This window comes from Myroides sp. TSA_177.3, assembly GCF_052691955.1.
In genome coordinates this window covers 58,083-71,796 of the sequence record NZ_JBQZGD010000008.1, presented here as the reverse complement: position 1 = coordinate 71,796, position 13,714 = coordinate 58,083, and the positions used below count along the sequence as shown (strand labels likewise).

The window sequence follows — 13,714 nt, the reverse complement described above, 5'->3', positions numbered from 1 at the left end:
TTACAAAATTATTCTTCTCTAAATTTTACTTTTTTCATATTAGGTAAGAAACAAGCAATAATTCCAATTAAAGGCAAATACGCACATACAGTGTAAATGTATTCAATCGAAGTGTGATCGGCCCACCAACCTAAAAGCGCTGAACCTAGTCCGCCCATTCCAAAGGCAAAACCGTAAAATAACCCAGATACCATTCCTATTTTCTTTGGTAACAACTCTTGGGCATACACCAAAATAGAAGGGAAAGCAGAAGAGATAATAAATCCAATAACTACAATCAGAATACCCGTCCAAGCTAAGTCGACATGAGGCAACAATAGTGTAAATGGCGCTGCTCCAAGAACAGAGAACCAAATGATGTATTTACGTCCTACTTTATCTCCTAAGAAACCACCAATCAACGTACCTAAAGCTACAGCAATTAAGAAGTAAAACAAATATACTTGTGCTTGAACTTCTGTAATACCAAACTTATCCATGGTGTAGAATTGGAAGTAGCTTGAAATACTCGCTACATAGAAATACTTTGAGAATATCAACAGCAATAGAACGACAATCGCACTATTCACTCGAAGTGATGATAATTCTGGAATGAGTATTTTCTTTTTCTGTTTAGTGGCTGCATGGCGCAAAATTCCCTTATACCACGTTCCAATAAAATAGTACACAAATTGAGCAATAATGGCCACTACAACAAACCAAAGCAAGTGTTGTTGTCCTTTAGGCAATACAACCCAAGCCACCAATAACGGTGCTAATGCAGTTCCTGTATTTCCGCCAATTTGAAAGATGGATTGAGCCAAACTACGCTTTCCACCAGATGCAACATACGAAACACGCGATGACTCTGGATGGAAAATGGAAGATCCGATACCAATACAGGTTACGGCAACCAACACCCAAATATAACTTGGAGCAAAAGCGAGTAAAATCACCCCTAATGTGGTACACAACATCCCGTAAATTTGAGAATACGGTTGAGGTCTTTTATCGGTATAATTTCCTACTAGTGGTTGTAATAAAGAAGAAGACATTTGATAAAAGAAAGTAATCAATCCAATCTGCGCGAAACTCAACTGATAGTTTTCTTTCAATAGTGGATACGTTGCTGGTACGATTGCTTGTAATAAATCGTTACACAAGTGTCCAAAACTAATCGCTAACAAAATTGGATAAACTGTCTGTTGCGATAATGTTTGTTTATTAACCTTATCCAATACTTTATGTTGGATACTTAAAATTTTGTTCATACCCTCAATTTTAAAGTACACAAAGGTAAGGTTTTTTCATCCGTTCACTGATTTTTACACTTCCAGAATATCATTACTGTCAAAAGCGTTATCTTTTGTTTGCAATCATTTCAATATCTAAAATAATACACCAAAACCCTTATTTAAATGCATCATTTGCACCAAAACAACAAGCCAAAGAAATCCACTTTCCTCAACAAACAGACAAAACGGGCTCCTTTTACTGATAAATTCATATAAAAAAACAGCTGTAAGGGAGAATCATTTTCTCCTTTACAGCTGTTTCTATTCTAATTTGATCGCGGAATTAGTCTTCTAATTCTTCACTTTCAACATATCTAGCCATCTCTCTTTCGTAGAATTCTCCAGCTTTCACTACTAAAGCCTCCATCTCTTCTTCTACTTCTGACTCTTCTGATTCTTCGATTGTTTCTAAGAACTCGATTTCGTCTGTATTTAAGTTAATGATAAAGCGTGGAAACTCTAAGTGTATAATAAAGATATCATCTAAATGGTCTGTATTATCAGCTAAAACAAATTTTGGTAATTGCATGATTTTATTATTTTATATTAGTATTAATCAATCGATTTGATATATGATGGAAACGCGCATAAAGCAAAATAGCTGCCGTTGTTAATCCGGCTAATAATCCGATCCAAATACCTGGTGTTCCTATATCTGTATACAAACTTAAGTAAATTGACATTGGGAATCCTACAATCCAATAGGAAATAAAGGTAATAATCATCGGTACGTTTACATCCTGTAATCCGCGTAAAGCTCCTAGCGTTACCACTTGCAAACAATCTGAGATCTGAAAGATGGCTGCCACTAACAACAATTGTCCTGCAATTCGAATTACTTCTTCATTCATCACGGCATTCATACTGTCTTTCGCATCTAAGAACAACAGCGGAATATAGTTGTGGAACGCCACAAATAGTAAAGCAAATAGGATATAAATAAGAAGCGCCATGAGCATAATAGAACGCGCTACCGTTTTTAAATAGGTATAATTTTTCAATCCCATTTGATTTCCGACGCGAATCGTAGCGGCAACTCCTAACCCACTAGCAAACATAAAAGTCATGGAAGACATACTAAGTGCAATTTGGTTGGCTGCTTGAGAAACTGTTCCCAACATTCCCGAAAGCCATACTGCACCAACGAATAAAGCGACTTCAAAAAAGCTCATTAACCCCGAAGGAATTCCAATTTTTGCAATCTGCGTCAATACATTTCTCTTTATTTCACTAAAACGCAGGTTAAGCATAAAAGGCTTGAACATGTCTTGTCTTGTCAATGCAAAATGCATGTAAATAATCATGACAACACGCGAAATTAATGTACCATATGCCGCCCCTAACATGCCCAATGTGGGGAAAAACCACACACCGTAAATCAATAAATAGTTAAACAATAAATTTACTGCATTACAAATTAAGGTAGCATACATCGAATTTTTTGTTTGAGATTTTCCATCTGCAAACTGCTTGTATCCTTGGTACATTACCAAAGGAATAATCGACAAAGCGACAATATCTAAAAAGGGTTTTGCCAATACTGTAACTTCTTCTGGCTGCCCCATATACTGTAAAAAGGGTTTAGCTAAAAAGATAATGGTAAACAAGACCACACCGACCACGGTACAAAGGAAAAGTCCATTGACAAAGGTTGATCGGCCACCCTCTAAATCATTGGCTGCGTCACTTTTAGCTACAAAAGGCGTGATGGCTGTAGAAAACCCTACCCCCAATGAAATCGCAATAAATACGAAGCTATTGGCCAATGAGGCAGCGGCTAATTCTGTAGGTCCAATCTTACCCACCATAATATTATCAATTACCCCAACTACCGTATGTCCTAGCATAGCTAAGATAATAGGATAGGCCAATTGAATATTATAACGAAACTCTTTGATATAGATTGACAGGTTCATGTACTAAAAAATTTGTGCAAATATACAGACTTGAAAATGAAACAATCTGTTGGGTTAACAAATTCTTTTAAAAGAATGACGAAACAACGGCAAACTATTTGTTTTACTTTTTTTCAAAACAAAACTAAAAACACAAGCTATGCTAAAGTCAAAAAGAACAATTGCGCTATTTTTAGCACTAGGGATGTTAGCTCTTCCTACTGCTTTTGCCCAAAATAAAACAAAGCCCTATTACCCAAAAGGTTTTCGAATTGGTTTTGGATTAAATGGAGGAATTTCAACTCATTCCGATTATGATGCAGTATTTGGTGCGGATGCCCGTTTACAATATGATTTGAGTAAAGAAACGTCCTTGACCTTAACGACAGGATATTCTCATTTGAAGGAAAAACACGATCAAGATTTAGGCGTTATTCCAGTCAAAGCAGGATTCAAACATTTCATGACTAAAAACTTCTATGCCTTGGGTGAAGTAGGTGCTGGATTTGGAACACATCAAGGATCAGGTAACACCTTTATTTGGAGTCCGTCTATTGGTTATGCGAATAAATACATCGATATCAGTTTGCGATATGAGCGCTATAACGATTACCACGTGGATCAAATTGGGTTGCGAGCAGCTTATGGATTTAGCTTAAAGAAGAACAAAAATAAAAAATAACGTAAAAAGGGCCTAGGCCCTTTTTTTTATTCATTCAACAACCGCTCTCTATACTTAGATAAGTTGTCTTTAATATTATCGGGCAATTCCGGCAAACTAACATCTGTTAATTGTTCTGTTATTTCCAATAAAATACTGGCAAAAATATAGCGACATAGCTCCTTATTATCAGCGGGAATCACATACCACGGACATGCTTTTGTTGAGGTTTTCTCAATGGCTTCTTCATAATACGTTTGATATTCATCCCAAAACTCGCGCTCGCGAACATCTTCTGGTGCAAACTTCCAATGGTGCTTCTCTTTCCCCAATCGACGTAAAATGCGTTTTTTTTGCTCATCTTTCCCCAAATGCAAGAAAAATTTAAGCACCACTACTCCATTGTTGCTGATATGCTCTTCAAAATTGCTGATTTCTTTATAGCGCTTTTCCCAAAACTGTTCGTCTAACTGATCAGTACTCGTAATTTGAGGCAGTCGCTCATGTAATACAATTTCTGGATGTACACGAGAAACAAGTACATTTTCATAATGCGTGCGATTAAAAACGGTAAATTTTCCTTTCTCTGGCAAAGCGATATAATGTCTCCATAAATAGTCATGTTCCAATTCTGTAGAAGTCGGTTTCTTAAAGCTCTGAACCACCACTCCCCTAGCATTGAACGACTTAAACACTTCTCGAATCAAGCTATCTTTGCCCGCCGTATCCATCCCCTGAATGCAAATCAAAAAACTGTAGCGATTGTGCGCATACATCAATTCTTGAAATTTACTCAAGTGTCTACTTACTTCTTCTAATTTGCGTATGGCTTTTTTAGGGCTCAATTCAAAATCTGGAACCGTAGCTAACTTGGCTAGTTTCGTTTTCCCTATTGCCTTATATTTATTTTCAAAACTCATATCAATTTAATTCGTTAAGTAATTCGGATGTATTAAATTTATAAAATTCAATTCAAGTAACCATGAGAAAACTGACATTAGAGTTCCTCTATCATATTATTGGTCTAAGTGCGGCATCTGGTTTGTACTATGCCGAAGACAAACTTCATTTAATTGCAGACGATAGTTCGTATTTATATCATTACGATATACCGTCCAAAAAACTAAATAAAACAGCCCTTACGGAGGATTATATCGGACAAGAGCATATTGCAAAAGCAGACAAACCTGATTTGGAATCCATGACCTTTGATGGAATCAACTACTATTTATTTGGGTCGGGTTCCAAACCCAATCGAACTGATTTGTATGAAATCCATCAGATGACGAATGAACCGGTAAGCAAACAATCTTTGGAATTATTATATGAATCCATGAAAGCCTTTGCTCATATGGACGATGCTGATTTTAATATTGAAGGAGTCGTGTATGATGCTGAAACGTGGTATTTTTTCAATCGCGGCAATGGTCCTAAACAACAAAATGGAGTATTTGTCGTAACAGGTGAAAGCATCTTAGATAATTTTAGAATCACCTATACTCCCATGAAGTTACCGAAGTTAGAGCAGGTTCAAACTGGATTTACAGATGCCGTTTTAGTGGATCAAGATCTTTATTTTATTGCAACAGCGGAAGATTCTAGTTCTACGTATGCAGATGGTGAAATCAAAGGTTCAATTGTTGGAAAAATCAACACTAAAAAAATGAAAGTTGAAAAGACCAAGACCATTAGTACAGATCAAAAGTTCGAGGGTATAACTGTGTATAAAAACAACAAAAAAGAGGTTTCTTTCTTCTTGTGTACAGACCCTGATAATCCAGAACTACCGACGTCAATTTATCAATTAACTATAAAAAAATAGGATCGTTTACACGATCCTATTTTTTTATATCTCTTGGGAAATGGTTTCCCCTTCTTTTCTTCTTAAGCACCAATTTGTCCAGATGGCCAACATAAAATAAAAGAGGCACACCAACCACATTTGCACAAACAAATCCTTGATATCTTGTAGCGAAGCCCCAAACTGAGTGAGTGCGATAAAACCTTTTGTTCCTACAGTAGAAGGTACAAAAAAGGAAATAACCTTAATGGCCGTTGGAAAAGCTGTTGTTGGCCAAGATAACCCAGTCATCAACAAAGTTGGAATTGAAAAAAGGGTAATCGTCATAATTGAATCTTCCCTGTGTTTAAAACAATTCGCTAAGGTCATCCCTAAAAAGGAAACCGCGAGTAAGAACGGAATCAAAAACAACGTTACTTCCAGTAGATTTCCGCGTTGTGGAAAGGTAAACAAGTGCATCACAACACCCAATACAATCCACATCATCAACATGGAAAGAATGAGGTAAGCTAAACTTCGTCCTATAGTCAGGAAGAAATTAGAAAAGCGTCCCGTTGCATAAGCAAAGGCTTGTCCAAAACTTCTTTTTTCTCGTAACGTACCAGCTAATATTCCCATTCCATTCAACTGTAACGTTTGGATTGCAATCAAGAAAACAGCAGGCATCAAAAATGTAGCATAACCTCCATTGATATTAAATAACGGTTTCGCCGTTACATCAAAAGGGCGTCTCGTGGCTGCTGCCTGTTTCATTGGCATTCCACCAGCCATCATCTTATTCACTTCAACTTGTCCGCCTAAAGTCCCTACTGTAAGCATAACAGCCCCTAGGGTTTGCTTGTAATATAGCATATAAGAAGCATCACAATACGCACCAAGCGTAGGTACTTTTCCCTTTTGTAAATCTCTTCCAAAATGTTCTGGAATAACGATAATCCCTTTGATTTTTTCTTGGTAAAATGCTTCATGCGCCAAATCCATACTCGCTGTGCGCAACTCTACTTTGAGTTGAGGTGTTGCATCCAACATACGATCAATTTGAAAACTCATTTTCGATTGATCCTGGTTGACAATGGCCACAGGTAATTCTGTAATCACCTCTTTCGAATACACATAGGAATACACAAAAGCAACTAGAAGCACACAGACAATATACGTGATTACGATTGCAGAGTCTTTAAAAATCATTTGGATCTCTCGCTTACACGATTCGATAATCAAGGCCCAATTTTCTATCCATCTCTTAAGCATCATAGCCTCCTTTCTGTAATTTTTTATAATAAAATGGAATTCCGATTAATCCTAAACAGATGAATACGGCAAAAGCAATTAAATAACCTGCTTGTTCTGCATTAAATGAAATCCCTCGAATGGCATAATTCACAACAAAACGCATATAGGAATGAAAGGGAAATACATAATTTACGCCACGTACAAATCCGCTCATTCCTTCTGGTGGGAAAGTATATCCTGCAAAAGAAAATGCTACTGCAGCATAAGCACCACCTATCGTTAGAGCGATTCTCAAGCTATTCATCACAGAAGCGAGAAAGAAGCCCATGCTTTGGCAAACCAAAATAAACAAAAAGAAAAACGCATTGAGCACAAAGAAATTCCCTTTGAAAGGCATACTCAATTTATAGAATACATAACTATTCATATACAAGCCCAGCACCATAAAGATTAAAGTATAAGGCAAGATCTTAGCGATAGCCACGACCCAAATCTTATTATTGGCACGTTCCAATAACTCTTTTCCTTTTCTGTATTTTAAGTCCACACCAAAAACGTAAATCGATACAACCAACATAATAATTTGCAAGGCCATAGGCATAAAAGCTAAACCTAAATAATATTCATAACTGGTGTATGGATTAAAGAGTACATGCTCTTCCACCTTAATAGGTGCAACCGCTGCTAGTGCTTGATTCGGCGTTAATCCGCCTTGCTCTAGGGATATGGTTCGAACTCCAGCTGCTAGATAGCCTGCAGCCGTTTGAAAATCGCGTTGAATTAATCCTGCAGGCAATAAATATTGCCCATTATAGTAACACGTTACATTGGTTTTTACACCTTTCTGAACGTTTTTCTGAAAATCTTTAGGTATGATGATTAAAGCAAAAGAATCCCCTCTGCGCACCGTTTTTTGTCCTTCCAATTCATCGTTTACTTCATAAACAATTTGCATCGCTGCACTGGCATCAATAAAACTCGCAAGTTTATGTGAAGTACTACTTTTATCTAAATCGAGGATTGTTACAGGTAAATCTCGAGAAACCCCTTCTTGTAACAAAGCCCCATAGTATAGAAATAGCAAAAGTGGAATACCGAGAATCAGCACCAAAATTCGAGGTGTGGTCAGCATTCGCTTGAACTCTTCTTTAAACAGGGATAAAAAACCTTTACTCACGTTCCTTGTATTTTTACTTCAAACTACTTTCAACTACTAAAGCACTCATTCCCGGTCTTAATCCGTCCACTTTCTGTGTCGGATAAGCCTTAATCAAAAAGGTTTTCATATCGAAATCTCCTTTTGCTTTTGTAGCACTCCATGTAGCGTAATCCCCTTGTACAGCAATATACTGTACTTCTAATTCAATCGATTGATTTCCCAAGGCAGGGATAATCGCTTGAAATTTGGTATTCATTTTAAACTTACTCATCAAGTCTTCGCGAATATTGAAGTTCACCCATAGATCATTTAAATCTACTAGGTTGACAATAGGATAACCTGAATTTACGATTTCGCCCTTATTCGGCATAATCGTATACACTTCTCCATCTTGGGGTGATTTTACAGCTCCTTCTCCTTTGTAGATTAGCACTTCTTCCACTGCACCTTTCGCTTGATTAAATACAGCCAAAGCAGCGGCTTTATCCTCAGATCGAGCTCCACTTTTTGCCATTTGATAGGTTGCATGTGCTGCTTTTTCTACTTCTTGAGCTGCAGTATATTTTGCATATGCTTCGTCTTTTTGTTGGGCAGGAATTACTTTTTCCTTGTATAAGTTTTCTACTCTTGCATAGGTTTTTTGAGCAAAATCAGCTCCCGCTTTGGCCTGTTGCCACATATTGTAAGCCGCCTGAATTTCTTCTTTTCGCGCTCCTGTATTTGCTTTCGCATCTTGGGCTTGTGCAGCTGCTTTTAAAGCTTCCACTTGTTGCAATTTAGCATCAATCTCCGGCGTACTAATCTGAACCAATACTTGCCCTGCTTGTACTTTATCACCTTCTTTTACTAGAATATCATCAATTCTACCAGGAATCTTAGAAGATACATTAATTTGAGTAGCGTCCACTTGTCCTTGAATATAACTCTCTTGTGGAGCACTCATATACCAAATAGAAACAGCGAAAACAATCACTACAACTACAATCCCAACAATAGCACTTATTACTTTATTTTTCATCTTACCTTCAATTTATTTTGCAAATTGGACAAATTCATTACTCAATCCTGTGTACTCAAATAGAGAAGCTACATTCGCTACATAATTAAAATGCGCTTGTAATTTCTTCAATTTCACCACAGATAAATTTAATTCTGCATCAACTACTTCCGTTGAGGTAGCAAATCCCTCAACGAACGCTTTGTTGCGCACTCTAAGGTATTCAGTAGCCATTGCTTCTTGTGTTGTTAAACTTTCTATTTGTTCTTGTTGTTTTACAATATCTTGGTACAATTTAGCCACTAGCATTTTGATATCAGCCTTTGCTTTTTCTTCAAAAAGCTCAACGCTCTCTCTTGTCGCTTTGGCTGCTCTAATTTCATTTCTGTTTTTAAATCCTTCAAATAAAGTATAGGTCACGCCGACACCAATGGTCCAAGGTTTATTATTATCGTAAAGGACATCTAGTCCACTGATAGGATTATTATGGGCTAAAATAGTCTGTCCAAAAGCAACTACAGTCGGGTAATTCGCTGATTGTTTCGCTTTTACTCCTTGTGTAGCCAATTCTTTTTGCAAGGCTAATTTCTGTAAGGCTGGATAGTGATCTGAGGCAGATACTTGGTAGTATTCCAAATTTTCTAATTGAGGAAGCAAGAAAAAATCACTGCTTAAATCCTCCGTTACTTCCTCTACTTCCATCGTATTTGCCAAAGCCAAACGCGCCAAAGTAGCGTCTTTCTTTGCGGCTTCAAACTCTCGATTCGCATCAGAAACCGCCACATCAGCCGCCATGCGCTGAACAGGGGCAATCATGCCATTTTCCTCTAATTTCAAAGCATCATGTTGGTGCTTTTCCATGCCTGTCAATACTTCTTGACGCACAACTAACGCACGTTCCGCTAATTTTACGGTGTAATAGCGAACGACGAGTTCAGATATTAATTTGTCCTTGGTTTGCTCCAAGTCCTTTTCTCCCATTTCACTTTTGAGCTTTCCAGCTTTTACAGCAGCATTAATCTTTCCTCCTGTAAACAAAGGCCAAGTAGCCATGAAACCACCGAAAGCCATATCTCGTTTATTGAAATCAACAGACCAATTCCCCAATACTTCTGAGTTTGGTAAATGCACAAAATCGCCTACTTGATTTCGAAGTCCATTAAAATCTAATCCTAAAGAACGATCCATGTAAATGCCCATTCCGAAAGCTTTCACCGAAGGCGAACGCAAGCCTTTCATAGCTTTCCATTCATACTGGTGAACCTCCTCTTGTTTTTCCATCGCTTTAATTAAGCTATTCTCCTCATTCATCACGCGCATCGCATCAGCAAAAGACAACTGCTGTCCATAACTAATTCCCGACATAGAAAAATAAAGTACAGTCCCTCCGATAAGCAGAAAAAAACGTTTCAAGTTTATTCTTTTCATTCACTTAATGTTGTTAATTACACATAAATGCTTCAATAAATATACAACCTTTTTCATTTTATGAAGCACTATTTACAATCGTTTTACAAATATAACACTATCCCCGAACAGAGAAAGAAAAAGCAAGCTTCTTTGGTACTTACAACGATTTAATTTTGCTGTAAATAGTAAAAAAAGAAACTCCTTCCCTCAAAAAACTTAACAAAACACATGCCATTAGTCTTTTAAGAGAAGGAGTTTTTATATTTTCTACCTGAGAATCGCTTATTTTTCGATCTCGCGTAAGCTTTCCATTTTTTTATGTGCTAGGAATCCTTTGATATCTTCAAAGTGTTCTTTGACGCGTTTATTGCCAAATTCAAATACTTTTTCAGCCAATCCATCTAAGAAATCACGGTCATGAGAAACTAAGATTACAGTACCTTCAAAATCTTTCAATGCCGCTTTGATGATGTCTTTGGTTTTCATATCCAAATGGTTCGTCGGCTCATCCAAGATTAATAAGTTGTAAGGCTCTAATAATAATTTCACCATGGCCAATCTGGTTTTCTCCCCACCAGAAAGTACTTTTACTTTCTTTTGAATATCATCACCAGAGAACATGAAAGCTCCTAATATGTTTTTGATTTGCGTGCGAATATCTCCTTCAGCAATGCGGTCTACCGTTTCAAAAATAGTCAAATCGCCATCTAATAAAGACGCTTGATTCTGAGCAAAGTACCCTACTTGAATATTGTGTCCTAATTCAATCGATCCGGTATAATCAATCTCTCCCATGATTGCTTTAATCATCGTCGATTTACCTTCACCATTCTTTCCTACAAAGGCTACTTTTTGTCCTCTTTCCACAACCATATTAGCATCCTTAAACACAACATGGTCACCATACGTTTTACCCATTTCAGTAATCGTAACAGGATATTGTCCTGAACGTGCTGCAGGAGGGAACTTCAAGCGAAGAGCTGAGTTATCTACCTCATCCACTTGAATAATTTCTAATTTTTCCAACATTTTTACACGAGATTGCACCTGAAGCGTTTTTGAATACGTTCCTTTGAAACGCTCAATAAACTCTGTTGTTTCTGCAATCATCTTTTGTTGTTCCTCATACGCTTTTATCTGATGCGCTCTACGATCTTGACGCAATACTAAATAATCTGAGTATTTCGCTTTGTAATCGTAAATTTTCCCCATCGTTACTTCAATCGTACGATTAGTAATATTATCCACAAAAGCACGGTCGTGAGAAATAACCATGACAGCTTTTGCTTGTGTAATCAAGAACTCCTCTAACCATTGAATACTTTCAATATCCATGTGGTTCGTTGGCTCATCCAATAAAATCAAATCCGGTTTTTGCAATAAGATTTTTGCTAATTCGATGCGCATTCTCCATCCTCCACTGAATTCAGAAGTTGGACGTGTAAAGTCTTCACGTAAGAATCCCAATCCTTTCAACACTTTCTCCACCTCAGCTTCATAGTTTACTTCTTCAATCGAATAAAACTTTTCACTTAATTCAGATACGCGTTCAATTAGTTTCATATACGCATCACTTTCGTAATCTGTACGCACCGTCAACTCTTCATTGATTTGCTCAATTTCGTTCTTCATCGCGAAGATTTGAGCAAAAGCTTTTGATGTTTCTTCAAAAACAGTACAATCATCTGCAGTTAATAAATGCTGAGGTAAATAAGCAATTACGGCTTCTTTTGGTGCAGCAACTACGCCTAAACTAGGTTTATCTACTCCTGCTACAATTTTAAGTAAGGTGGATTTACCCGCACCGTTTTTCCCCATTAAGGCAATTTTGTCATTTTCATTAATCGAGAAACTTACGCCACTGAAAAGCGTTGTACTACCAAATTGGACAGCAACATCATTAACTGTTATCATATTGTATTTTTATTAAACCGCTGCAAATATAGTATTTGTTTGTTTTGGATGGGTAAATTTTATTGCGGATGATTTTGAAAAAGTGCAGGGCCAAATTATCTAACTTAAACCTTACCTTTATATATAATGCAAACTATTTCTTATTTTGAGAAAAACCACAATGAAACACAACTTCTCACTTTCCTTCTCAATTAAGATTAACATCCTATTCGCTTTCCACATCAATCCATCAAATTATGGGTAAGCGCAAAGATAATTGCTTCTGAAATAGACGTAACTCCTATTTTAATAAACATTCTCTTTTTATGAAATTTCACCGTATCAAAAGAAATAAAAAGTATTTCTGCAATTTCATTTACTGTATATCCTCTCGCCGATAATTGAATAATTTCTTTTTCTCTGGAAGAAAGGTTTACTCGTTCCTCTTTTTGCCAAAATCCACTTTCTCGATTATACTTAAACAACGTATTACCACCTTTTTGGTAGATGGTAATATTGCCTGCTTTTCGAGCGCAAGACAAGGATACAATCCCCAGTGCTTTCCAAATTTCCCCAGCACTAGTAAAATAAATAGGGATTATTTTTTGATGAACTAAACTCGTCTTTCCCTTTTGATCCTTCAAATGAAAATCGCATGAAATCGTATAATTCGTTTTATGGTGATTGGTAATTCGATAATAGTACTCAAATCCAATCGTATTAATTGTTTCAAATACCTCCAAATCCGATTTGGTGATGTGATTCAAATAAAAATCATATCCCATTTTCTGTACTTCTTCAGCAGTATGACCACAGAGAAACAGTGGATTTTCAGAAACATATTCAAAGCTTTTCTTTTGGCAATCTATAATGTAAATACTTTCGTATTTCGCAACGGCAAAAGCTTTAATCACTTCCAAATAACCAACTTCATACTCTTCATTTTTTCTTCCTGTTTCTGAACCATTAAGTTTAGGTGAAAAATATTTAAAATACTTCATAGAATATAGATTAAAATTAATTGAAATTTCAATAAATATAAAATTACTTCAGAAAAACAGCACCCTTGATATTTACTTAGTGAACATAATTCTTGTTTTAATTTTGAATAGTATAATTGTTTTTTTTACTACAGTTAAAAAAACCTCCAAAAAACGCACTTTCCCCCTATTTACTCCTGTCTATCAAGGCTCTACCCTAAAAGGTAGTTTTATAGTATCTCTTGCAAATCTACCCGATGGGGTAATACAACTTGAAAAATGAATCAATAATTTCGAACTATATATAAAAGCAAATAATTGAGATTATAAGAAACATAGCCCTATTTTTCTCTCTTTCTTTTTCACTCCTTTATTTGGGTATTGTCCAAGGTATACTGGGGTAGTTAAAGA

Annotated in this window: 12 protein-coding genes; 2 read left to right on the top strand and 10 right to left on the bottom strand. The window is 36.5% G+C overall.

The window, feature by feature from the left end; translation table 11 throughout:
* Positions 1-8: 8 nt before the first annotated feature.
* The 3 genes from ACUTSE_RS09635 to ACUTSE_RS09625 form a co-directional block, all read right to left on the bottom strand.
* Entirely contained in the window at positions 9-1,250 is a 1,242-nt protein-coding gene (locus tag ACUTSE_RS09635; RefSeq protein WP_036462895.1) for an MFS transporter, read from the bottom strand.
* Between the two features lie 307 nt (positions 1,251-1,557).
* Complete coding sequence (locus ACUTSE_RS09630; RefSeq protein WP_002990505.1) at positions 1,558-1,803, bottom strand: hypothetical protein; 246 nt, start codon at positions 1,801-1,803, stop codon at positions 1,558-1,560.
* Positions 1,804-1,810: 7 nt separating this feature from the next.
* Positions 1,811-3,190: an MATE family efflux transporter gene (locus ACUTSE_RS09625; RefSeq protein WP_445640065.1), complete on the bottom strand. Its 1,380-nt coding sequence runs from the start codon at positions 3,188-3,190 to the stop codon at positions 1,811-1,813.
* Positions 3,191-3,329: 139 nt separating this feature from the next.
* On the opposite strand from ACUTSE_RS09625, the gene ACUTSE_RS09620 reads away from it, so the two are divergent.
* Positions 3,330-3,851 carry a hypothetical protein gene (locus tag ACUTSE_RS09620; protein WP_445640064.1) on the top strand — a complete coding sequence of 174 codons (522 nt, stop codon included), beginning with the start codon at positions 3,330-3,332 and terminating at the stop codon, positions 3,849-3,851.
* Between the two features lie 26 nt (positions 3,852-3,877).
* Here ACUTSE_RS09620 and ACUTSE_RS09615 read toward each other — a convergent pair whose 3' ends face one another.
* Positions 3,878-4,750, bottom strand: a complete 873-nt coding sequence (locus ACUTSE_RS09615) for a PPK2 family polyphosphate kinase (protein ID WP_445640063.1) — start codon at positions 4,748-4,750, stop codon at positions 3,878-3,880.
* Positions 4,751-4,812: 62 nt separating this feature from the next.
* Here ACUTSE_RS09615 and ACUTSE_RS09610 point away from each other — a divergent pair, with 62 nt between their 5' ends.
* Positions 4,813-5,652, top strand: coding sequence for a DUF6929 family protein (locus ACUTSE_RS09610; RefSeq protein WP_445640062.1), 840 nt, complete (start codon positions 4,813-4,815; stop codon positions 5,650-5,652).
* 24 nt (positions 5,653-5,676) lie between these two features.
* On the opposite strand, the gene ACUTSE_RS09605 is transcribed toward ACUTSE_RS09610, so the two are convergent.
* The 6 genes from ACUTSE_RS09605 to ACUTSE_RS09580 all read right to left on the bottom strand — a co-directional run bounded on the left by ACUTSE_RS09605 (position 5,677) and on the right by ACUTSE_RS09580 (position 13,324).
* Positions 5,677-6,885, bottom strand: coding sequence for an ABC transporter permease (locus tag ACUTSE_RS09605; RefSeq protein WP_445640061.1), 1,209 nt, complete (start codon positions 6,883-6,885; stop codon positions 5,677-5,679).
* Positions 6,875-8,041 (bottom strand): ABC transporter permease, encoded by a 1,167-nt coding sequence (locus ACUTSE_RS09600; RefSeq protein WP_445640060.1) that lies wholly within the window; start codon positions 8,039-8,041, stop codon positions 6,875-6,877. Before ACUTSE_RS09600 ends, ACUTSE_RS09605 begins: the two co-directional genes overlap by 11 nt.
* Before the next feature lie 13 nt (positions 8,042-8,054).
* Complete coding sequence (locus tag ACUTSE_RS09595; RefSeq protein WP_002990497.1) at positions 8,055-9,041, bottom strand: HlyD family secretion protein; 987 nt, start codon at positions 9,039-9,041, stop codon at positions 8,055-8,057.
* 12 nt (positions 9,042-9,053) lie between these two features.
* Positions 9,054-10,448 carry a TolC family protein gene (locus ACUTSE_RS09590; RefSeq protein ID WP_445640059.1) on the bottom strand — a complete coding sequence of 465 codons (1,395 nt, stop codon included), beginning with the start codon at positions 10,446-10,448 and terminating at the stop codon, positions 9,054-9,056.
* Between the two features lie 264 nt (positions 10,449-10,712).
* Positions 10,713-12,344 carry an ABC-F family ATP-binding cassette domain-containing protein gene (locus tag ACUTSE_RS09585; protein ID WP_002990492.1) on the bottom strand — a complete coding sequence of 544 codons (1,632 nt, stop codon included), beginning with the start codon at positions 12,342-12,344 and terminating at the stop codon, positions 10,713-10,715.
* A 221-nt stretch (positions 12,345-12,565) separates the two neighbouring features.
* A complete protein-coding gene (locus tag ACUTSE_RS09580) occupies positions 12,566-13,324 on the bottom strand; it encodes a response regulator transcription factor (RefSeq protein ID WP_445640058.1) in 759 nt (252 codons plus the stop codon).
* Positions 13,325-13,714: the final 390 nt, after the last annotated feature.